The following is a 21,543-nucleotide window of genomic DNA, read 5'->3' on the forward strand; positions in this document are numbered from 1 at the left end:
GATCCCTCGCCACGGCACCCGCGGCGTCGGCCTGCTCCACCGCCTAGGGCCGTGGTCGCGTAAAATTGCGTGCCTTGGGCAAATCACTCCCACTCGATGGTCCCCGGGGGCTTCGACGTCACGTCGTAGACCACGCGATTGACGCCCTTCACTTCGTTGATGATGCGGGTGGCGGTGCGGCCGAGGAAGGTCATGTCGAAGGGGTAGAAGTCGGCGGTCATGCCGTCGACGGAGGTGACGGCGCGCAGCGCCAGCACGTGGTCGTAGGTGCGGCCGTCGCCCATCACGCCCACGGTGCGCACGGGCAGGAGCACGGCGAAGGCCTGCCAGATCACGTCGTAGAGGCCGGCATAGCGGATTTCTTCGAGATAGATGGCGTCGGCCTTGCGCAGGATGTCGAGCTTCTCCTGCGTGACCGCGCCGGGGCAGCGGATGGCGAGGCCGGGGCCGGGGAAGGGGTGGCGGCCGACGAAGCTCTCCGGCAGGCCCAGCTCGCGGCCGAGCGCGCGCACCTCGTCCTTGAACAGGTCGCGCAGGGGCTCCACCAGCTTCATGTTCATGCGGTCGGGCAGGCCGCCCACATTGTGGTGGCTCTTGATGGTGACGGAGGGGCCGCCGGCGAAGGAAACGCTTTCGATCACATCCGGATAGAGCGTGCCCTGGGCGAGGAAATCGGCGCCGCCCACCTTCTTGGCTTCGGCGTCGAACACATCGATGAAGAGCCGGCCGATGGTCTTGCGCTTCACCTCCGGGTCCTCGACGCCCTCCAGTTCCTTCAGGAACAGGTCGGCGGCGTTCACATGGACGAGGGGGATGTTGTAGTGGCCGCGGAAGAGGGAGACCACCTCGTCCGCCTCCGCCTGGCGCATCAGGCCGTGGTCCACGAACACGCAGGTGAGCTGGTCGCCGATGGCCTCGTGGATGAGCACGGCCGCGACGGAGGAATCCACCCCGCCGGAGAGGCCGCAGATCACCCGGCCGGTGCCCACCTGCTCGCGGATGCGGGCGATGGCGCGCTCGCGGAAGGCGCCCATGGTCCAGGTGCCTTCGAGGCCCGCCACCTTGCGCACGAAATTGGAGAGAAGGCGCGCGCCGTCCGGCGTATGCACCACCTCGGGATGGAACTGCACGCCGTAATAATTGCGCGACACGTCGGCGATGGCGGCGAAGGGGGCGTTCTCGGAGGTGGCCACCACCTCGAAGCCCTCGGGCAGGCGGGTCACGCGGTCGCCGTGGCTCATCCACACGGTGTGGCGCTCGCCGGGGCGCCAGACGCCGTCGAACAGGGGCACGGACTTCTGGACCGTCACCTCGGCACGGCCGAACTCGCGGTGGTGGCCCGCCTCCACAGCGCCGCCGAGCTGCGCCGCCATGCACTGCTCGCCGTAGCAGATGCCCAGAACCGGCACGCCCGCCGCGAACGCCGCATCCGGCGCCTTGGGGCTCTGCCCCTCGATCACCGAGGCCGGGCCGCCGGAGAGGATGATGGCCTTGGGCTTGAGGCGGGCAACAGCCTCTTCCGCTTTCTGGAACGGCACCACCTCGGAATACACCCCGTCCTCGCGGACCCGGCGGGCGATGAGCTGCGTCACCTGGCTGCCGAAATCGATGATGAGGACGGTGTCCTGGGAGGTGGCGGGCGCGGCGGTCATGGTGAAGCCTTGGGCGAGAGGGCGAATTTCGCCCCTCCTTTAACCGCAAAGCGCCGATTCCAAAAGTCAAGCGCCGCGCAGGGCTCGTATGAGCCCGCGGCGCGGGTCAGATGCGCGTCCAGTAGGCCTCGCAACCGGCGGGTGCGTTCACGGCGCCGGAATGCCGGCGCTTCAGCTCCGCGCAGCCGAATGAACGGGCCTGTTCGGGGAGGCGGGAATTGATGGCGGTGCCGATCTCGTCATAGGGCTCGCCGGAGGCATAGACATAATAGGCCCAGTAGCCGCCGACGAGGACGACCACGAGGAGCAGCAGACGGATGAGACCCATGGCCTGTCCTTTCAGCGCAGTGGCATTCGCGCGGACAACGCCCCGCTTGCGCTGAAAGTTCATTCGAGGCCGACAGGGGCCGCGCGTCGCCTCACCCCGCCCGCTTCATCACGCTCACGAAGAAGCCGTCCGTGCCGGTGCGGCGCGGGGTCATCAGCAGGCCCTCGCGGCTGGCCAGTGCCGCTTCCGCCAGCGCGGGGCCGGAGGCGCCCAGCGCCAGAACGGCCTCGGTGGGGGCGACGGGGGAGAAGTCCTCGCGCTTGTTGAGGAGGGCGCGCACCTGGGCGCCGTTCTCCTCGTCCAGCAGCGAGCAGGTGACATAGGCCAGCCGGCCGCCGGGGCGGACATAATGGGCGGCCTGTTCCAGAATCTTGGCCTGCTCGGCGGTGCGCTGGGCCAGCGCACCGGGGCGCACGCGCCATTTGGCGTCGGGGTTGCGCCGCCAGGTGCCGGTGCCGGTGCAGGGGGCGTCCACGAGGACGAGGTCCATCTTGCCTTCGAGGTCGTGCAGCACGTCCTCGGCGCCGCGCGGGCTCCGCACCTGCACATTGCGCACGCCGGCGCGGGCGAGGCGTTCGTGCATGGGTTTCAGGCGGCGGATGTCGCTGTCGTGGGCGTAGATCTGGCCCTTGTTGTCCATCAGCGCGGCGAATTCCAGCGTCTTGCCGCCGGCGCCGGCGCACAGGTCCAGCACCTGGCTTCCGGGGATGGGGCGGGCGAGGATGGCGGCGAGCTGGGAGCCCTCGTCCTGCACCTCCACCTCGCCGCGCAGGAAGGCCGGCTCGGCGGAGACGGGGGGCTGCTTGCCTTCGGAGTCGAGTTTGATGCGCAGGGCAAGGGGCGAGAAGCGGCAGGGCTCGGGGTGCAGGTGGGAGAGTTCCGCCTTCACCGCCTCGGGTTCGCCCTTCAGCGTGTTGATGCGCAGATCCAGCGGGGCGCGTGCGGCCAGCGCCGCGCCTTCCTCGATCACGCTCTCGCCGAACACATGCCGCAGCGAGGCGTGCAGCCACTGGGGATAGTCGCCGCGCACGAAGGGCGCCGCGCCCTCGAGGCTTGGGTCCGCGAGGCGGGCGCGCTCGGCCTCCGAGAGGGGGGCCGGGGCGAAGCGTCCGCCATCGGCGAGCGCCGCGATATCGTCCACCGAAAGGCCGCGCATGAGCGCGAGCATGCCGAGCACCAGGGCGCGCGGCTCCTCCGATCCCATCACATGGGCGGCGGAGGCGCGCCGGCGCAGGGTGTCGTAGAGGATGCCGGCGATGGCCGCGCGGTCGCCCGATCCGGCGAAGCGGTGGGAGAGGCCCCAGTCCTTCAGCGCGTCGGCGGCGGGGCGGCGGCGCGCGGAGAGGTCGGCGAGGATCTCGATGGCGGCGGAAAGGCGGGCGGCAGGGGTCACGGTGGCTCTTCTGGTTGTCGGGTCAGGCCTGCTTCGCGGCGGGGGCGAGCCCCTCCGCGGTCAGCTGGCGGGCGAACTGGTCCAGGGCGAGGGCCAGTTTCTCGTCGATGATGTGGAGATATTCGGTCCAGTCGGCATAGCCGGTCAGTTCGGCCTTGCCGTCGCTGATGCCGCGCAGGCCGAGGAGGGGCACGCCGTGGCGGCGGGCGGCGCGCAGCACGGCGAAGGTTTCCATGTCCACCATGTCCTCGGCGATGGCATCATAGGCCGCGCCCGAGATGATGGCCCCGCCGGTGGAGAGGGAGGCTTCCGGCACCCCGGCGATGCGGTGGGGCAGCTCCACCACCACCGGCTCGTCGAGGAAGGGCGTCTTGCCGCGTTCGAAGCCGAGCGCCGAGGCATCCATGTCGCGATAGGCGACCCGGGCGACCTGATAGACTTCCGCGTGATCGAGCCGCCGCGAGCCGGCCGACCCCAGCGTCACCACCAGGTCCGGATGACGGCCCTGATGGTGCAGGATGGCGAGGGCCCGCGCCGTCTCCACGGCCGCCTCCACCGGGCCGACGCCGGTGATGAGCGGGTCGATGCGGGCCTTCAGGTGCTCTCCGTATTCCTGGCTGGTCGCCATGACGAAGAGAACCTCATGGCCGCCGAAGGCGAGGACGTGGCGGGCGGGATCGGTCATCGCAAGTTCCAGTGGGGCGCCCGGCCGGGCGCCCGGTCTGCAAAGACCTCAACTCCTCGGCTGCCGCGGCCCGCCTGTCAACCGCCCCGCTGTCAGATGGCGAGGAGGATGGCGAACGCAAACAGCACCCACATCAGGGTCAGCACGGCAAGGCTCGCAAGATCGAGGCTGACCCCGCCGATGCCGCGCTCGGCCCGCAGCTTGGGGGAGAGCATCTGGGGGAAGGCGGCGGCGAGGCGCAGCAGCACGAAGATCCAGGCCAGCACCACGAAGGCCACGTCCGCCTTGCGGGTGAACAGGGCGAGGCAGGTCAGGGTGTAGAACAGCACGGCGGCGAGGCCGGCGCGCAGCCCGTCCGCCGTCACCTCGGTGGAGCGCACGGCGCGCAGCAGCACGGCGAGCACCAGGGCCACGTGGACGAAAAGCGGCAGCAGGATCATCTGAACGGTCATGGAAGCCTCCGGGCGGCGCGCGTGTCCATCAAGCGCCAGCGCAGCCATGAGCGGAACCGCCGGCGCGGCCGTTCGTTCCCTCGCTGCGTTCTTTCCATGACGAGCGCATCCGGTGCGCGGCGCCCCGTCTTTGTACGGCCCCGCGGAGGCATCACACATGAGCAATCAGGACGACATCCGCGAACTGCGGCGCAAGGTCGAATCCGGCCGCGCCCCGCGCCCGTTCTTCACCCGCGTGTCGCAGGCCGTGTCGCGATGGGCGGGCAAGCCCGTCACCTTCATCATCGCGGTGCTGGTTCTGGTGGTCTGGGGGCTCACCGGGCCGATCTTCGGCTTCAACGACACCTGGCAACTGGTCATCAACACCTCCACCAGCATCGTCACCTTCCTGATGGTGTTCCTGATCCAGAACAGCCAGAACCGCGACACGGCCGCGCTCCAGATCAAGCTGGACGAGCTGATCGCCCGCCTCGATGGCCCGCGCGAGAGCCTGCTCGACCTGGAAGACCTGGACGAGGAGGTGCTGGAGCGCCTCCGGCTGGAATATGCGCTGCTCGCCGACAAGGCGCGGGAGGAGGGAGACAGCCGGGGCCGGGTGCCCCTCTCCGAGGCGCCGGAGTGCGATCCGGGCCAGGGGAAGGCCGAAGGCGCGCCGGTCGCCGGCTGAGCTTTCTGTTCAGAGCGCCGCGACGGCAAACGCCTCGGGCGGCGCTCCGGCGCGCATCCGCGCCGCCATGGTCTCGTAGGCGCTCTCGATGTGGCGCGCATAAAGGTCCACGGCGAACAGCGGCGAGGCGGGCAGTCCCGCCTGGAGGCGGGCGCGCACCTCGGCAAGCGCCGCGGGATCGCGGGCGAGCGAAATGGCGAGCGCCTCGAACGCCGCAGGCGTGGTCGTCGCGAGATCACCCAGGCCCACCTGACGCATGAGGCAGTCCGCCACCCGCGAGGCGAAGGAGCGGCCGGTGCGGGTCACGATGGGCACCCCGCGCCGCAGCGCATCGCTGGCGGTGGTGTGGGCGGTGTAGGGGAAGGTGTCGAGGAAGAGGTCCGCATGGCCGATGCGGGCGAGATGCTCCTTCAGCGGCACGCGCGGCGCGAAGACGAGCCGCGACGGGTCGAGCCCGCGCCGCTCGGCTTCCCGGCGCAGATTGTCGTCTGTGCCGGCCCGCCCCTCCAGCAGCCAGAGCACCGATCCCGGCACGGCGGCGAGGATGCGGGCGAAGCTGGAGAAGGCCTCCGGATCAAGCTTCCAGGCTGCATTGAAGGAGACGAACACGAAGGCGTCTTCGGGCAGCCCGCAGGCGGCGCGTCCCGGCGGCTCGGCGACAGGCAGGTCGGGATCGTTCGGCTGGTAGCAGTGCGGCAGCTGGACGATCTTTTCGCTGTAGAAGGGCGCATCCGCGAAGGGCAGCACCACCGGATCGGCGATCACGTAGTCGAAGAAGCTGGCTCCGCTGGTGCCGGGATAGCCCAGGAAGGCCACCTGCACCGGCGCCGGGCGATGGGCGAACAGGGCCATGCGCTCGCCCTGGGTGTGGCCCATGAGGTCGACGGCGATGTCGATGCCGAGCCCGGCCATCTGCCGGGCGATGTCCTCGGTGCTCGCCTTCTCCACATCGAGGAAGCGGTCCACCGCCCCCTTCACCCGCGCCCGCTCGGGCGAGCCGTCGTCCGGACCGATGGAGATGGCGGTGATCTCGAACCGGCTGCGGTCGTGCCGCTCCAGCAGGCCGGCGATGAGGTGGGTGGTGGGATGGATGCGGAAGTCGGCCGAGACGTAGGCGACGCGGATCGGGCCCGTGGCGGCGCGCCGGGCGGAGTGATCGAAAACGAGCGGCCGCGCGGGCGTCTTCTCCGCCTCCACCCAGCGCCGTGCCCCGGCGAGATGCATCGCGGGGTCGTCCAGATAGAGCGTGAGGAAGGGAATGGAGGGCGCGCTCTGGCCGATGGCGCCGAGCCGCAGGTTTTCCAGAAGCCGCGCGTGGCCGCGCCAGTCGCAGGTGGCGCGGCGGGCGGGAAACAGCACGTTGGCGGCGAGCGGCAGGGTCGGGTCGCGTGCGAAGGCCTCGCCCATGGCGGCGACTTCCTCGGCCGTGCGCTTCAGCGCGCCGTAAGCGAGGGCGAGATTATAATGGAGCTTGGGATCGTCCGGCCGCCGCGCCAGCGCCTTGCGATAGAGCTCGATGGCCTCCGCCTCTCGGCCCTGCCGGGCGCGGCAGATGCCGAGCAGCTGGATGACGTCGGCATGATCCGGGACGGACTTCAGGATCTTGCGATAGGCCCGCGCCGCGTCCTCATACTGCTCGCGCAACTGGAGCTGGTAGCCGTCATAGAGCAGCTTCGCGAGGGGCGGGGGGAGCGGAGGAGGCAGGGACATGGTCTCGGTCGGCTGGGCTCTGCAAGTCGGCTGGGCGCGGCCAGCGCGAAGGGGAGGCGTTGGGCGCCTCTAGCATGCGGGCGCCGATGGCGATAGGCAGGGGCTGGCGCGCCCGGCCGCCACGCCGGCCACCGACCGATCTTCTGGAGGAACCCCATGCCGCTTTATGCCCTCGACGGCATCGCCCCGGAGCTGCCCGCCTCCGGCAATTTCTGGATCGCCCCCACCGCCGTGCTCATCGGCCGGGTGATCGTGAAGGAGGGCGCGAGCATCTGGTTCGGCGCGGTGCTGCGCGGCGACAATGAGCCCATCGTCGTCGGCGAGGGCACGAACATCCAGGAGAACTGCGTTCTCCACACCGACCCCGGCTATCCCATGACGCTCGGCCCCAAGGTCACCATAGGCCACAATGTGACGCTGCATGGCTGCACGGTGGGGGAGGGGGCGCTGGTGGGCATGGGCGCGACCGTGCTGAATGGCGCGGTCATCGGCGATCACTGCCTCGTCGGCTCCATGGCGCTGGTCACCGAGGGCAAGACCTTCGAGCCCTATTCGCTCATTGTCGGCGCTCCGGCCAAGGTCGCCCGCACGCTGGATGAGGCTGCGGCCGAGCGGCTGATCGCGACGGCGGCCGGCTACCAGCACCGCTGGCCCCAGTATGCGGCCGGCCTCAAGCGCATCGACTGAGGGTCCGCCGTATTTCAATGCAAAACGGGCCGGAACCGCGGCGTCGGTTCCGGCCCGTTTTCGTCTCGCTGAGGCAGAAGCCGGCGAGGCGACCCTTTGAAGGTCAATCTGTCAGCGGCCGGTGCCCACCACCGGCGGCACCCGGGTTTCGCCGAGGGACACCCACTGGGAGGGATCTTCCTTCGACTGGCGCTTGACGAAGCGATAGCCCGTGTCGGTCCAGGTGTGGATCTCGGCTTCCTGGTTGTCGAGGATGAGGTCGCCCTTGTCGGTGACGACGGTGAGCACGGCATGGCCGTCGCCCTCGTGGTCGCGCACCACCGTGATGAGCAGAACAGAAGTCGGCCAGCCGGCGTTGATGAGGCGGCGGCGCTTTTCGAGCACATAGTCCTCGCAATCACCGCGGCCGTCGTCGGGATAGGCCCAGCGCTCGGTCTCGCCGTAATGGTCGAGGTCGGTTTCGGGCTGGACCACCTCGTTGACGGTGCGGTTGACGCGCTCAAGCTCGGCCTTGTGCTCGGCATCGAGCCGGATCGCGGGCATGAGGGGACCGGCGGCGCGGCAGTCGGTGCCGTTCTCGGCGCAGAAACGGACATAGCCGGACGGGGCGGAGGTGTAGCGCCCATCCGCGAGGTGGCGCGGCGCGAAGGCGGCGGCGAGGTTTGCGAGACGGAGCTGCCCGCGGGCGTCCTGCGCGGCGGCGGGGACGCTTGCGCCCAGAAGCGCGACCCATGCGGCCAGCGCCAGAGGAAGGCTGAGGAGCGAAACGCGCTTCGACATTGCCGGGGGTCCGAGCGGAGTTAACAAAAAGATAATGCCTCAAGCTGCCGGGCTTGGCTCCGTCAACCTTCTGTTAACCTTAATGGCCCGGTTTCAAAATACCTCCCGATTCTGCGATCCTTTTGGGCTGTTGCGCCGCCGCCACCCCGGCCGGCGCGACGCGACACTGTTGCGCTTGGCGCGACCCCCAACCGATGTTAGTGACTGACGCGTCAGTCATAGCGAGGCGCCCATGGCGCGAAGCCCTTCGGACCCACGCGAGAGCCCGCCCGAGCCACAGGCCCGGCGGCGGCGCGCGCCGGTCATGGACAAGGGCGAGCGGCGCCGCTCCATCCTCGATGCGGCGCTGGCGGAGTTCGCCGCCCACGGCTTTGCCGGCACGCGGCTGGACGACGTGGCGCGCCGGGCAGGCGTCGCCAAGGGCACGCTCTATCTCTACTTCTCCGACAAGGAGGCGCTGTTCCGCGGGCTGGTGCAGGAGACCCTGACGCCGGTCCTCGCCGATGCCGGCGGCATGGTGGCGCTGTTTCCGGGGACGACCCGCGAGCTTCTGGACCTGCTCATCGAGCTGCTCGCCCAGCGGGTGCTGGAAACGCCGGCGCAGGCGCTGGTGCGCCTGATGATCGCCGAAGGGCCGCGCTTTCCGGAGCTGGCCGCCTATTATCACCGGGAAGTGGTGGTGCGCGGCCTCGCGCTCATTCGCGCCATCGTCGCGCGGGGCATCGCCCGTGGTGAGATCGACAGCGACATTCCCGCCCGCTTCCCCCAGCTCGTCATCGCCCCCGCCATCGTCGCGGTGGTGTGGAACAGCATGTTCGGCGCGTTCGACCCGCTCGATGTGCGCCAGTTCCTCGCCGCCCATCGCGACATGATCCTGCGTGGCCTTGGATGGAGAGAGACGTGAGACGCGCTCCCGCTTTGTGCGCCATGCTCGCACGTACCCTCGCCCTCGCCGCCGCGCTCGGCCTCGCCGGTTGCAACGGCGACGGGGCAGGCGGCTTCTCCGGCTATGTGGAGGGGGATCAGGTGTTCATCGGTCCCACCGAGGCCGGGCGCGTCACCGCGCTCCTGGTGGAGGAGGGGGCGCAGGTGAAGGCCGGGCAGGTGCTGGCGAAGGTGGAGGACGATCTCCAGACCGCTGACCGGGACGCTGCCGCCGCCCAGCTCAAGGAGGCGGAGGCCCGCCTCGCCAATGCCCGCTCGCCGCTCCAGCGGCCCGAGGAGGTGGCCGTGCTGGAAGCGTCCGAGCGGCGCGCCGCCGCGGCCCTCGACCTCTCCCGCATCGATCTGGATCGCCAGAAGACGCTGGTGCCCAAGGGCGCCTCCTCCCAGGCGAACCTCGATTCCGCCCAGCACCTGTATGACCAGAACCAGGCCGCCCTGGACGAGGCGCAGCGCCGCATCGCGGCCGCCCGCATCGCCGCGCGCACCCAGGACATCGAGGCGGCCGAGCAGGCCACCCAGACGGCGAAGGCGAACCTCGCGGCGGCCCAGATCCGGCTCGACCGCCGCAGCGTGAAGGCTCCGACGGACGGCCCCGTCCAGACCGTCTATTACCGGCCGGGCGAGATGGTGCCGGAGGGCCGGCCCATCGTCTCCGTGCTGCCGCCGGGGCTGGTGAAGGTGCGCTTCTTCGTGCCCGAGGCGCAATTGCCGAAGGTCAAGGCCGGTGCCCCGGTCACCGTCACCTGCGACGGCTGCGCGCCGTTCACCGCAAAGGTGTCCTTCATCGCGGCGCAGGCTGAATATACCCCGCCGGTGATCTACAGCCGGGAGGAGCGCTCCAAGCTCGTCTACATGGTGGAAGCGCGGCCCGACGATCCCGCCAAAGCGAAGCCCGGCCAGCCGGTGAACGTGACGCTCGGAGCCGCACCGTGAGCACGGCGGCGGCGCCGGTGCTCGATCCGGATGTGGTGATCGAGGTGGAGGGCCTCTCCAAGAGCTTCGGCGGGCATCGTGTGGTGGACAATCTCACCATGCGCGTGCGGCGGGGGCAGATCTACGGCTTCCTCGGCCCCAACGGCTCCGGCAAGACCACCACCATCCGCATGCTGTGCGGGCTGCTGACGCCGGACGCGGGGCGGGGCACCTGCCTCGGCATGGACATCCTCACCGAGTCCCGCACCATCCGCGAGCACGTGGGCTACATGACCCAGCGCTTCTCGCTCTATCAGGATCTCTCGGTGCGGGAGAATCTGGAGTTCGTCGCCCGCCTCTATGGCGTGCCGCAGCCGGAGGCGGCGGCGAGCGCGGCCTTGCAGCGGCTGGGGCTTGAGGGGCGTGGCAAGCAGCTCGCCGGCGCGCTCTCCGGCGGCTGGAAGCAGCGGCTGGCGCTCGGCGCCTGCATCCTGCCCGGCCCGGACCTGCTGCTGCTGGACGAGCCCACCGCCGGCGTCGATCCCCAGGCGCGGCGCGAGTTCTGGGAGCAGATCCACGACCTTGCCGCCGAGGGGCTGACCGTCCTCGTCTCCACCCACTACATGGATGAGGCGGAGCGCTGCCACGAGATTGCGTACATCGCCTATGGCAAGCTCCTCGCCCAGGGCACAGTGCAATCGGTCATCGCCGCCGCCGGCCTCACCACCGTGACGGTGGAGGTCAAGGGGGAGGTTGGGCAGGAGGCCGGGCGCATCGCCCGTGACCTCGCCCGCGATCTGTCCCAGCGCGCGGGGGTGGACATGGTGGCGCCCTTCGGCACGGCCCTGCACATCTCCGGCCGTGACGGCGCGGCGCTGGAGGCGGCCCTCGCGCCCTTCCGCTCGGACGAGCGCCTCGCGTTCCGCGCCGATGCGCCGACGCTGGAGGACGTCTTCATTGACCTGATGCGCCGCTCCAAGGACGAGCTGCGATGAGCGCCCGCGCCGCGCGGGGCGGCTTCCTGACGCGCGTCGGCGCCATGATCGTGAAGGAGTTCATCCAGCTCCGCCGCGACCGGGTGACGTTCGCGACGATGATCATGATCCCGCTGCTGCAGCTGATCCTGTTCGGCTATGCCATCAACACCACGCCGCGCAACCTGCCCACCGCCGTCTTCACCCACGAGAACAACGAGGTGAGCCGCGCCATCCTCGCAGCCCTGCGCAACACCGCCTTCTTCGCCTTCGTGCGCGAGGTGAAGAGCGCGGAGGATGCCGAGCACATGATCCGCTCGGGCGACGTGCTGTTCTTCGTGGAGATTCCGGCCGGGTTCGAGCGGTCGCTGCGGCGGGGGGAGACGCCCCAGCTTCTCGTGGCGGCGGACGCCACCGATCCGGTGGGCTCGGCGAACGCGCTGGCCGCGCTTGCCGGCGTCGTCAATTCGGCCCTCGTGCGCGAGCGATTCGTGGATGCGCCGGGCAGCGCCGCGTTCGAGATTGTGCAGCACCGGCGCTACAACCCCGCCGGCACCAGCCAGCTCAACATCGTGCCGGGCCTGCTCGGCACCATCCTCACCATGACCATGCTGATCTTCACCGCCCTGTCGGTGACGCGCGAGATCGAGCGGGGGACCATGGAGAGCCTGCTCTCCATGCCCATCCACCCGGTGGAGATCATGCTGGGCAAGATCACGCCCTATGTGCTGGTGGGCATCCTGCAGGCGCTGCTCATCATGGGCGCGGGGATGATTCTCTTCGGCGTGCCGCTGGAGGGCAGCGCGATCCTGCTGGCGGTGGCGACGCTGCTGTTCATCGTCGTCAACCTGTCCATCGGCTACACCTTCTCCACCCTGGCGCAGAACCAGCTCCAGGCGGTGCAGATGTCGTTCATGTTCTTCCTGCCCTCCATCCTGCTGTCGGGCTTCATGTTTCCGTTCTCGGGGATGCCACTCTGGGCGCAATGGATCGGCGAGGGGCTGCCGCTGACCCACTATCTCAGGATGGTGCGCGGCATCCTTCTGAAAGGGTCCGGCTTCTCCGACCTGACCACGGATGCGGGCGCGCTGGTGGTGCTGATGCTGGTCGCGATGGCCATAGCCGTGGCGAGATTCCGGCAAACTCTGGACTAAAAGCCGTGCGGCATGTGGCCGCGAAGTTTTGGCGCTTGCCGGAAATCGGGCTGTGGAAAATAGTGGCCCTTCTGGTGGAGCCTGGAGGCGTTCCAGGCTCGCGCGTCCAGCGTTTGCACGATGGCTATGCGACCTGATGTCCGCTGCACTGCGGCAATAGGCTTGCCGACTTGCGACGGCCCGCCACAGCGCACATCCGTATTTCGACGGGCATAGCCTTTGACCTGCGTCAAGGTGAAAAACGGTCCTAGGGCGTTGTTCTGCGTCCTAGTCCCCCGGGTGTAGTTCTGCGCTCCGGCGTGAAGGGTCCACAGATGACAACATTGCAAGCTCCAATCCAGCCCCCGGCGAAGTCGTTGAGGTGGGGTGAGGGCGCTCTCATCGGGGTGTTCTCCCTCTTCGCCCTTTTCTCGATCGTCGTGGCGGCGAAGGCCTACACGCCGGAATTCGCGTTCCACGCTTACCTGTTCGCCGCGGCGAGCATCGCGGCCGTGTTCGCCATCGGCAACCGCTACATGAACCGCCCGGCCGGCCCGGTGCCACAGTTCATCGACGGCAAGCCCAACTACAACATGGGCGTGGTGAAGTTCGCCACCATCGCCGCCGTGGTGTGGGGCATCGCCGGATTTCTGGTGGGTGTCATCGCCGCGCTGCAGCTGGCCTTCCCGCTGTTCAACTTCGATCTGCCCTGGATTTCATTCGGCCGGTTGCGGCCGCTGCACACCTCGGCGGTGATCTTCGCCTTCGGCGGCAACGTGCTCCTCGCCACGTCCTTCTACGTGGTGCAGCGGACCTCGCGCGCCCGCCTCGCCGGCGACCTCGCCCCCTGGTTCGTGATCCTCGGCTACAACTTCTTCATCGTCATTGCCGGTACGGGCTACCTGCTCGGCATCACCCAGGGCAAGGAATACGCCGAGCCCGAGTGGTATTCCGACCTGTGGCTCACCGTGGTCTGGGTCACCTACCTGCTGGTGTTCCTGGTGACGCTGCTGAAGCGCAACGAACCGCATATCTATGTGGCCAACTGGTTCTACCTTGCCTTCATCATCACCATCGCGGTCCTGCATCTCGGCAACAACGCCACCATCCCGGTGTCGGTCTTCTCGCCGAAGTCCTACATCCTGTGGTCCGGCGTGCAGGACGCCATGTTCCAGTGGTGGTACGGCCATAACGCGGTGGGCTTCTTCCTGACCGCCGGCTTCCTCGCCCTGATGTACTACTTCATCCCGAAGCGCGCCGAGCGGCCGGTCTATTCCTACCGCCTGTCCATCGTGCACTTCTGGGCGCTGATCTTCATCTACATCTGGGCCGGCCCGCACCACCTGCACTACACGGCGCTGCCGGACTGGGCGCAGACGCTGGGCATGACCTTCTCGGTGATCCTGTGGATGCCCTCCTGGGGCGGCATGATCAACGGCCTCATGACGCTCTCCGGCGCCTGGGACAAGCTGCGCACCGATCCCGTCATCCGCATGATGGTGGTGGCCGTCGCCTTCTACGGCATGTCGACCTTCGAAGGTCCGATGATGTCGGTGAAGGCGGTGAACTCGCTCAGCCACTACACCGAATGGACCATCGGCCACGTGCACTCCGGCGCGCTGGGCTGGGTGGCCTACATCTCCTTCGGCGCCATCTACTGCCTGGTGCCCTGGCTCTGGAACAAGCGCGAAATGTATTCGGTCAAGGCCATCAACTGGCACTTCTGGGTCTCGACCCTCGGCATCGTGCTCTACATCTCCTCGATGTGGGTCGCGGGCATCCTGCAGGGCCTCATGTGGCGCGCCTACACGCAGCTCGGCTTCCTCGAATACTCGTTCATCGAGACGGTCGAGGCGATGCATCCGCTCTACGTGATCCGTGCCCTGGGCGGCATCCTCTTCCTCACGGGCGCTCTCATCATGGCCTGGAACATCTGGAAGACCATCACCACGCCCCAGACCGCAGCCGAGCGCGAGCTCGCCCTGCAGGCGGCCGAGTGAGGAGGCGAGCATGGCAACCCAAGGCACCTCCATCTGGTCCAAGCACCAGATCTTCGAGAAGCACTCCTACTGGCTGATGCTGGGCATCCTGGTGATGATCTCCATCGGCGGCCTCGTCGAGATCGCGCCGCTCTTCTACCTGAAGAGCACCATCGAGAAGGTGGAGGGCATGCGTCCCTACACCCCGCTCGAGCTGGCCGGTCGCAACATCTACGTCCGCGAGGGCTGCTACAACTGCCACTCGCAGATGATCCGCCCGCTGCGCGACGAGGTGGAGCGCTACGGCCACTACTCGCTGGCGGCCGAGAGCATGTACGACCGCCCGTTCCAGTGGGGCTCCAAGCGCACCGGTCCCGACCTTGCCCGCGTCGGCGGCAAGTATTCGGACCTGTGGCAGGTGGAGCACCTGAACAACCCGCGCTCCGTGGTGCCGGCCTCCATCATGCCGAGCTACCCCTGGCTGGCGAAGACCAAGCTCAACGCCAAACACATCGGCGAGGAAATGCGGGTCCAGCAGGTCCTCGGCGTGCCCTACACCGACGAGATGATCGCCAAGGCGCAGGATGACCTGAAGACCCAGGCGACCACCGACGCGGCCGACTCCGACGGCCTGCAGAAGCGCTATCCCAAGGCGCAGGGCCGCGACTACGACGGCAATCCCGGCGAACTCACCGAGGCCGACGCGCTCATCGCCTATCTGCAGATGCTGGGCACGCTCGTCGACTTCAAGCTCTACGACAACCAGGCGAATGTGAGGTGATCGATGCACGACACCTATCTCGGTCTCGCGGCCTTCGCCCAGACGGGGGGCCTGATCCTCTTCGTCGTCGCCTTCCTGCTGGTGGTCGCTTACGCCTTCTGGCCCTCTAAAGCGAGGAAGAAGGAATTCGACGACGCCGCCAACATTCCGCTCAAAGAGGATTGATCCCGTGAGCACGACCAACGACACCCACGGCAAGGTCGACCAGGCAACCGGCGTCTCGACCACCGGTCATGAATGGGATGGCATCTCCGAACTGAACAACCCGCTGCCGCGCTGGTGGCTGTGGGTGTGGTACGCCTGCATCGTCTGGGCGATCGGTTACTGGATCCTGTATCCGGCGTGGCCGCTCGTGTCCTCCGCGACGCCGGGCCTTCTGGGCTGGCATTCGCGCTCGGCGGTGGCGATGCAGATCGCCGATCTCAACGCCATCCGGTCGGAGAGCGCAGCCAAGCTCGCCAACGCCTCGCTCGAGCAGATCGAGCAGACGCCGACGCTGCTCTCCCTCGCCCGGGCCCAGGGCCGCGTGGCCTTTGCCGACAATTGCGCGCCCTGCCACGGCGCGGGCGGCGGCGGCGCCACCGGCTTCCCCAACCTGAATGACGACGACTGGCTGTGGGGCGGTTCGCTGGAGCAGATCCAGACGACCATCGAGCACGGCATTCGCGCCAACGATCCCGACACCCGCCAGGGCAGCATGCCGGCCTTCGGCAAGGACGGCATCCTGCAGAAGCCGGAAATCTCGGCGGTGGCGGACTATGTGCGGACCCTCTCCGGCATCGCCAAGCCCGGCGCAGATTTCGCCAAGGGCAAGGAAGTGTTCGAGGGCAATTGCGCCGCGTGCCACGGCGAGGATGGCAAGGGCAACCAGGAGATGGGCGCTCCGAACCTCACCGACGGCATCTGGCTCTATGGCTCCGACAAGGCCACCATCGAGTATGGTGTCACCAACGGACGCGGCAACGTGATGCCGGCTTGGCACGCGCGCCTCGACCCGACCACGATCAAGGCGCTCACCGTCTACGTCCACTCGCTGGGCGGCGGACGCTGAGCCTGAAGTCCGGGGCTTTCCGCCCCGGACGCGCCCACCGGCCAGTCTTCCGGGCGGACACGCGCACCGCCCGGATTGGCCGAGAGGCGCAGATGCCAAAAGGTCGCGCGACCAAACGTCGGCGCGACCTTTTGCTTTGGGGATCACATCTACATTCTAAGATATGAATGTAGTGCAGCAGAACGGAGACGGGGGTCTTCGCGTCTGCGCCCGAGGGGCTCGGCCCCGACACGTATGGCCGGTCCGTCTTGACCGGCGAACCGCGGTGAAGATGATGACTGCCCTGTCCACCAAGTCCGAGGACAAGAAGGCCCCCGTGGTCGTGAGCGGCGACGACGACATCCCGCTCTACGAAGCCCGGCGCCAGATCTATCCCCAGAGCGTCCACGGTCGCTTCCGCACCATCAAGTGGGTTTTGCTCGGGATCACACTCGGCATCTACTATCTGCTGCCGTTCGTGCGCTGGGACCGCGGGCCGGACGCGCCCAATCAGGCCGTGCTCATCGATTTCCCGGCCCGCCGCTTCTACTTCTTCTTCCTTGAGATCTGGCCCCAGGAATTCTATTACGTCGCCGGCCTGCTCATCCTCTCCGCGCTCATCCTGTTTCTGATGAACGCGGTGGCCGGCCGCGTCTGGTGCGGCTATCTCTGCCCGCAGACGGTGTGGACCGATCTGTTCATGGCCGTGGAGCGCCTGATCGAGGGCGATCGCCGCGAGCGGATGATCTCCGATGCCGGGCCGTGGACCATGGAGAAGGTCGCCCACAAGACGCTCAAGCACTCCGTCTGGCTTCTGATCGCCTGGTGGACCGGCGGCGCCTGGGTGCTCTATTTCGCCGATGCGCCCACTCTGGTGGTCGAGCTGGCCACGTTCCAGGCGTCTGCCGTGGCCTACATGTCCATCGGGGTGCTGACCTTCACCACCTATGCCCTCGCCGGCCACATGCGCGAGCAGGTCTGCACCTATATGTGCCCCTGGCCGCGCATCCAGGCCGCGCTGACCGACGAATACGCGCTCAACGTCACCTATCTCTACGATCGCGGCGAACCCCGCGGCTCGGTGAAGAAGGCGGCTGTGCTGCGCGAGAAGGGGCTGCCCGCGGGCGATTGCGTGGATTGCGGCCAGTGCGTCGCGGTGTGTCCCACGGGCGTCGACATCCGCCAGGGTCTCCAGCTGCCCTGCATCCAGTGCGGCCTGTGCATCGATGCCTGCAACACGGTGATGCACAAGATCGGCCGTCCGGGGAACCTCATCACCTATGAGAGCGAGGCGAATCTTGAGGCGCGCGCCGCCGGCAAGCCCTTCGTCCAGCGCATCCTGCGCCCGCGCACCATCCTCTACGGCGTGCTGATCGCCCTCGTTTCCGGCCTCATGCTCACCGCGCTGATCGGGCGCTCGACGGAAGGCGTCGCCGCCATCCACGACCGCAACCCGCTGTTTGTGCGGCTCTCCAGCGGTGCGATCCGCAATGCCTACACCATCCGCCTCATCAACAAGAAGTTGGAGGAGCGGACCTTCATCCTCTCCGTCGAGGGCGTTCCCGACGCCAGCCTCGAAGTGATCGGCGACAATGCGGACGGCCTCACCATCGGCCCGGACCAGACGCGGGAAGTGCGCGTGCTCGTCACCACCGGCGACAAGCTTCCGCCCGCGGCTTCCCTGCCGGTGACGTTCCGCATCCGCGACAAGGCCTCCGGCCTGTCGGCCTCCGTCACCGACCATTTCATCGGCCCCTGAGCGGGCCGCACGAAGGGAAACACACCATGGCTCGAGCCTCTGCCCCGGCCGCCACCCCCCCGAAGGCACCGCGCGAACTGACCGGCCGCGCGGTGCTCGCCATCCTCCTCGCCTTCTTCGGCGTGGTCATCGGCGTCAACATCATCATGGCGCGCTTCGCCGTCACCACCTTCGCGGGGGTGGAGACCGAAAGCTCCTACAAGGCAGGCCTTGCCTTCACCGCCGAGCATCAGGCGGCTGAGCGGCAGGCGGCCATGCACTGGAAGGTGGACGTGTCGCTCGGCTCGCCCGGCGGCGGCGCCCGCGAGGTCAACATCGTGGTGCGCGATGCCAGCGGAAAGCCGCTCACCAACCTCGTCGCCGATGGCGAGCTTGCCCATCCCACCGACGCCCGCCGCGATGTGGCGCTGGATCTCGAACCGCTGGGCGACGGCCGCTACCGCGCCCGGACCCAGGCCGGCGCCGGCCAGTGGGATCTGGTGATTGATTTTGCGCAAGGCGGCGAGCGGGTCTTCCGGTCCAAGAATCGTGTGCAGCTTCCGTAAGCCGCTTAAACGGGCAACCGGCATCCTCCGGGCCTCCCGAGGCGGCATCGAGACTGCCGGGCGGCTACCGTCCAGTGCCGTCCGTGCCTTGGGTACGAGAGGCTGGGCGGCTCGTCGCGCCGCCGGCCTGTCGTACTCTTTTTATTTCATGGCACGGTGCTGATCCGTGTCGCGGGCTGAGCCCGCACCCCTCCCTGCAGCCCCCGGGGACCTGAAGATGTCTGAGGCGATCGACTATTCCATCTTCGTCGGCACGTCCGAGGACGGTCTGGCGCAGATGAGCCTCGCCATCGACGGCATCGATTGCGCCGCCTGCATCGGCGAGATCGAGAACGGGGTGAAGGCGCTGCCCGGCGTGGTGCGCGCCCGCCTCAACTACTCGACCCACCGCCTCACCGTCGCCTGGTCGGAGGGCACCTCGCCGGACCGGGTGGTGGGGCAGCTGGAGGCGCTCGGCTACCGCGCCCATCCCTTCGCCGGCCGGGCGGAGGAGAGCGAGGCGCGCCACGCGCGCTGGCTGCTGCGCTGCCTCGGCGTCGCCGGCTTCGCGGCCATGAACATCATGCTGCTGTCGGTCTCGGTGTGGTCGGGCAACGTCACCGACATCACCCCCGAGACGCGCGATTTCTTCCACTGGATCTCCGCGCTCATCGCGCTGCCGGCGGCGGCCTATGCCGGCCAGCCCTTCTTCCAGAGCGCGGTCAGGGCCATCCGCTCCGGCCGGTTGAACATGGACGTGCCGATCACCATCGGCGTCACGCTGGCGCTGGGCATGAGCGTGCTGGAAACGGCCATGAGCCAGCCCCACGCTTATTTCGACAGCGCCATCATGCTGCTGTTCTTCCTCCTCGCCGGCCGCTACCTCGACCACGAGGCGCGCCGCCGCACCCGAGCCACGGCCGGCAATATCGCCGCGCTTCGGGGCGAGATGGCCCATCGCATCGGCGACGACGGCGTGCCCGTGCTGGTGCCGGTGCAGGCGCTCCAGCCGGGCGACACCATCCTCATCCATCCCGGCGAGCGGGTGGCGGCGGATGGCGTCGTCGCCTCCGGCCTCTCGGCGGTGGACGAAAGCCTCGTCACCGGCGAGACGCTGCCTCGGGCCCTCAAGGCGGGGGATCACGTCTATGCCGGCAGCCTGAACGGCGAGGGCGCGCTGCACCTCACCGTCACCGCCGGCGGCGAGAACACGCTGGTCGACGACGTGCAGCGGCTGCTCGACGGCGCTCTGGCCGAGAAGGGCGCCTATGTGCGCCTCGCCGACCGGGTGGCGCGGCTCTATGCGCCGATGGTGCATCTCACCGCCCTCGTCTCGGCCATCGGCTGGCTCATCGCCGGGGCAGGGCTGCACGATGCGGTGATGATCGCCGTGGCCGTGCTCATCATCACCTGCCCCTGCGCGCTGGCGCTCGCCGTGCCGGCGGTGCAGGTGACGGCGACGGGAAGGCTGTTCCGCGCCGGGATGCTCATCAATGCCGGCGACATGCTGGAGCGCCTCGCCGCCGTGGACACGGTGGTGTTCGACAAGACCGGCACCCTGACCCTGCCCGAGCCGGCGCTGGCCTTGCCGCGCGGCGCCGATCCGGACCTGGTGGCGCTGGCCGGCCGGTTGGCCCTGTCGAGCCGTCATCCTCTCGCCGGCGTCATCGCCGCCCGGGCGAAGGGGCCGGCGCTGGAGCATGTCACCGAGGTGAGCGGGCAGGGCATCGAGGCGATCATCGATGGCCGCCGCGCCCGCCTCGGCAGCCTCTCCTTCTGCGACGCCGTGGCTCCCGCCGATCTGCCCGCCGATGCCTCCCTCATCGCCTTCCGCCATGGCGAGAAGGTTCTCGTCATGGGCGTCGCCCAGGCGCTGCGGCCCGATGCGCGCGAGGTGGTCGCCGAGCTGAAGGCGCGTGGGCTCGACGTGCGCATCCTCTCGGGTGATCGTCCCGCCGCCGTGGCCCCGGTCGCCGCGGCGCTCGGCATTGCGCAGGCCGAGGCCGGCCTCAAGCCCGCCGACAAGATCGCCGCGCTGGATGCCCTCAAGGCCGAGGGCCGCCGCGTGCTCATGGTCGGCGACGGCCTGAACGACGCGCCAGCCCTTGCGGCGGCGGCCGTGTCCCTGTCGCCTGCGACCGGTGCGGCCGTCACCCAGGCCCATGCGGACGCGGTGTTCCTCGGCCGTCGACTGTGGCCCGTGCTCGCCGCTGTGGACGGTGCCCGCACGGCGGCGCGGCTCATGCGGCAGAACCTTGCCATTGCGGTCGGCTACAACATCATCGCGGTGCCGCTCGCCATCGCCGGCTTCGTGACGCCGCTGGTGGCGGCGCTCGCCATGTCCGGCTCTTCCATCCTTGTGACCGTGAACGCCTTGCGCGCGGCCCGTCCCGGGCGCAAGGAAGAGGCGGTGGGGGATGACAGCGCGACGGGCGAAGCCGGTGCGCTCACGGAGGTGGCGGCGTGAACGTCCTCGTCTATCTCGTGCCCCTCGCTCTGCTGCTCGGCCTCGGCGGCCTGTTCGCCTTCCTGTGGAGTCTCAAGAGCGGGCAGTATGACGACCTCGACGGCGCGGCCGTTCGCGTGCTGTCCGACGACGACCTGCCGGAGAACGCCCGGCCCCACTCCGCCGCAGAGCCGGAAAGGCACCCCTCGTGAGGCGCGCCGCGCCCGCTCCCGAGCCCCGCGCGGGGATGCTGGTCTGCGTCTGCGACCCGCAGCTCGACGCCCCGGCCAATGACAACGGTCCACGTGCCGTCTCCACCTTCGGTCTCGCGGTGGGCTTCGCCTTTGCCGTGCTGGCGCAGACCGTGGCTTCCGCCGCGCTGCCGCTGGCCGGCGCGCAGCTGGCCCCCCGGCCGGAACTCGTCACTTGGCCGTTCGCCGCTCTGCTGCTCGGCGCGGCGCTCGCCTCCTTCCCCGCCTCCTTCCTGCGCGATGCCTTCGGCCGCCGCACGGGCTTCGCCCTCGGCGCCTCGGTGGGCATCGCCGGCGGCGCCCTGCTGGTGGCGGCGCTGATCCAGCGCCAGTTCGCCTGGGCCTGCCTCGGTGCCCTCTGGCTCGGCATGGCGCAGGGCTTCTCCTTTTTCTACCGGCACGAGGCGGCGGCCGCGAGCGGCCGGCCCGCCGCCGCCACGGCCGGGGTGCTGGCC

Annotated in this window: 22 protein-coding genes; 15 read left to right on the plus strand and 7 right to left on the minus strand. The window is 68.9% G+C overall.

What is annotated here, in order from left to right:
* Positions 1–83: 83 nt before the first annotated feature.
* From guaA to ACE3QW_RS21960, 5 genes are all read right to left on the minus strand, one after another.
* Positions 84–1,652 (minus strand): glutamine-hydrolyzing GMP synthase, encoded by a 1,569-nt coding sequence (gene guaA, locus ACE3QW_RS21940; RefSeq protein ID WP_374254006.1) that lies wholly within the window; start codon positions 1,650–1,652, stop codon positions 84–86.
* 106 nt (positions 1,653–1,758) lie between these two features.
* Complete coding sequence (locus ACE3QW_RS21945) at positions 1,759–1,980, minus strand: hypothetical protein (RefSeq protein ID WP_374254008.1); 222 nt, start codon at positions 1,978–1,980, stop codon at positions 1,759–1,761.
* A 91-nt stretch (positions 1,981–2,071) separates the two neighbouring features.
* Positions 2,072–3,373, minus strand: a complete 1,302-nt coding sequence (locus tag ACE3QW_RS21950) for an RsmB/NOP family class I SAM-dependent RNA methyltransferase (protein WP_374254010.1) — start codon at positions 3,371–3,373, stop codon at positions 2,072–2,074.
* A gap of 22 nt (positions 3,374–3,395) precedes the next feature.
* The gene (locus tag ACE3QW_RS21955; protein ID WP_374254012.1) at positions 3,396–4,058 is read right to left on the minus strand and encodes a 5'-methylthioadenosine/S-adenosylhomocysteine nucleosidase; all 663 of its coding nucleotides are present in this window, start codon (positions 4,056–4,058) and stop codon (positions 3,396–3,398) included.
* A gap of 92 nt (positions 4,059–4,150) precedes the next feature.
* Positions 4,151–4,510 (minus strand): hypothetical protein, encoded by a 360-nt coding sequence (locus ACE3QW_RS21960; RefSeq protein WP_029557072.1) that lies wholly within the window; start codon positions 4,508–4,510, stop codon positions 4,151–4,153.
* A gap of 157 nt (positions 4,511–4,667) precedes the next feature.
* Between ACE3QW_RS21960 and ACE3QW_RS21965 the strand changes: the two genes are divergently transcribed.
* Complete coding sequence (locus ACE3QW_RS21965) at positions 4,668–5,177, plus strand: low affinity iron permease family protein (RefSeq protein ID WP_051679011.1); 510 nt, start codon at positions 4,668–4,670, stop codon at positions 5,175–5,177.
* Positions 5,178–5,186: 9 nt separating this feature from the next.
* On the opposite strand, the gene ACE3QW_RS21970 is transcribed toward ACE3QW_RS21965, so the two are convergent.
* On the minus strand, positions 5,187–6,887 hold the full coding sequence (locus tag ACE3QW_RS21970) for a tetratricopeptide repeat protein (protein WP_374254015.1): 1,701 nt from the start codon (positions 6,885–6,887) through the stop codon (positions 5,187–5,189).
* Positions 6,888–7,043: 156 nt separating this feature from the next.
* On the opposite strand from ACE3QW_RS21970, the gene ACE3QW_RS21975 reads away from it, so the two are divergent.
* Complete coding sequence (locus ACE3QW_RS21975) at positions 7,044–7,574, plus strand: gamma carbonic anhydrase family protein (RefSeq protein WP_374254016.1); 531 nt, start codon at positions 7,044–7,046, stop codon at positions 7,572–7,574.
* A gap of 111 nt (positions 7,575–7,685) precedes the next feature.
* Here ACE3QW_RS21975 and ACE3QW_RS21980 read toward each other — a convergent pair whose 3' ends face one another.
* Positions 7,686–8,354, minus strand: coding sequence for a transglutaminase-like cysteine peptidase (locus ACE3QW_RS21980; protein ID WP_374254018.1), 669 nt, complete (start codon positions 8,352–8,354; stop codon positions 7,686–7,688).
* Between the two features lie 232 nt (positions 8,355–8,586).
* Here ACE3QW_RS21980 and ACE3QW_RS21985 point away from each other — a divergent pair, with 232 nt between their 5' ends.
* The 13 genes from ACE3QW_RS21985 to ACE3QW_RS22045 all read left to right on the plus strand — a co-directional run.
* A complete protein-coding gene (locus ACE3QW_RS21985) occupies positions 8,587–9,258 on the plus strand; it encodes a TetR/AcrR family transcriptional regulator (RefSeq protein ID WP_374254019.1) in 672 nt (223 codons plus the stop codon).
* Positions 9,255–10,232, plus strand: coding sequence for an HlyD family secretion protein (locus ACE3QW_RS21990; RefSeq protein ID WP_374254021.1), 978 nt, complete (start codon positions 9,255–9,257; stop codon positions 10,230–10,232). The genes ACE3QW_RS21985 and ACE3QW_RS21990 overlap by 4 nt, the downstream gene beginning before the upstream one ends.
* Positions 10,229–11,206 (plus strand): ABC transporter ATP-binding protein, encoded by a 978-nt coding sequence (locus tag ACE3QW_RS21995; RefSeq protein ID WP_374254023.1) that lies wholly within the window; start codon positions 10,229–10,231, stop codon positions 11,204–11,206. Before ACE3QW_RS21990 ends, ACE3QW_RS21995 begins: the two co-directional genes overlap by 4 nt.
* Positions 11,203–12,339: an ABC transporter permease gene (locus tag ACE3QW_RS22000; protein WP_374254025.1), complete on the plus strand. Its 1,137-nt coding sequence runs from the start codon at positions 11,203–11,205 to the stop codon at positions 12,337–12,339. The genes ACE3QW_RS21995 and ACE3QW_RS22000 overlap by 4 nt, the downstream gene beginning before the upstream one ends.
* A gap of 314 nt (positions 12,340–12,653) precedes the next feature.
* On the plus strand, positions 12,654–14,318 hold the full coding sequence (gene ccoN / locus ACE3QW_RS22005) for a cytochrome-c oxidase, cbb3-type subunit I (RefSeq protein WP_029557080.1): 1,665 nt from the start codon (positions 12,654–12,656) through the stop codon (positions 14,316–14,318).
* A 10-nt stretch (positions 14,319–14,328) separates the two neighbouring features.
* Positions 14,329–15,078: a cytochrome-c oxidase, cbb3-type subunit II gene (gene ccoO, locus ACE3QW_RS22010; RefSeq protein WP_029557081.1), complete on the plus strand. Its 750-nt coding sequence runs from the start codon at positions 14,329–14,331 to the stop codon at positions 15,076–15,078.
* Between the two features lie 3 nt (positions 15,079–15,081).
* Entirely contained in the window at positions 15,082–15,243 is a 162-nt protein-coding gene (locus ACE3QW_RS22015; RefSeq protein ID WP_029557082.1) for a cbb3-type cytochrome c oxidase subunit 3, read from the plus strand.
* A gap of 4 nt (positions 15,244–15,247) precedes the next feature.
* Positions 15,248–16,129 (plus strand): cytochrome-c oxidase, cbb3-type subunit III, encoded by an 882-nt coding sequence (gene ccoP, locus ACE3QW_RS22020; protein ID WP_024277453.1) that lies wholly within the window; start codon positions 15,248–15,250, stop codon positions 16,127–16,129.
* A 274-nt stretch (positions 16,130–16,403) separates the two neighbouring features.
* Entirely contained in the window at positions 16,404–17,867 is a 1,464-nt protein-coding gene (ccoG, locus tag ACE3QW_RS22025) for a cytochrome c oxidase accessory protein CcoG (RefSeq protein WP_374254035.1), read from the plus strand.
* 26 nt (positions 17,868–17,893) lie between these two features.
* The gene (locus ACE3QW_RS22030; RefSeq protein ID WP_374254028.1) at positions 17,894–18,412 is read left to right on the plus strand and encodes a FixH family protein; all 519 of its coding nucleotides are present in this window, start codon (positions 17,894–17,896) and stop codon (positions 18,410–18,412) included.
* Positions 18,413–18,629: 217 nt separating this feature from the next.
* Positions 18,630–20,858: a heavy metal translocating P-type ATPase gene (locus tag ACE3QW_RS22035; protein WP_374254030.1), complete on the plus strand. Its 2,229-nt coding sequence runs from the start codon at positions 18,630–18,632 to the stop codon at positions 20,856–20,858.
* Positions 20,855–21,049 carry a cbb3-type cytochrome oxidase assembly protein CcoS gene (gene ccoS, locus ACE3QW_RS22040; RefSeq protein WP_374254032.1) on the plus strand — a complete coding sequence of 65 codons (195 nt, stop codon included), beginning with the start codon at positions 20,855–20,857 and terminating at the stop codon, positions 21,047–21,049. The genes ACE3QW_RS22035 and ccoS overlap by 4 nt, the downstream gene beginning before the upstream one ends.
* On the plus strand, positions 21,046–21,543 hold a 498-nt coding region (locus ACE3QW_RS22045; RefSeq protein WP_374254034.1), incomplete at its 3' end, for an MFS transporter. The genes ccoS and ACE3QW_RS22045, both read left to right, overlap by 4 nt.

Source organism: Xanthobacter sp. (assembly GCF_041911315.1).
In the GTDB taxonomy this organism is placed as follows: domain Bacteria; phylum Pseudomonadota; class Alphaproteobacteria; order Rhizobiales; family Xanthobacteraceae; genus Xanthobacter; species Xanthobacter aminoxidans.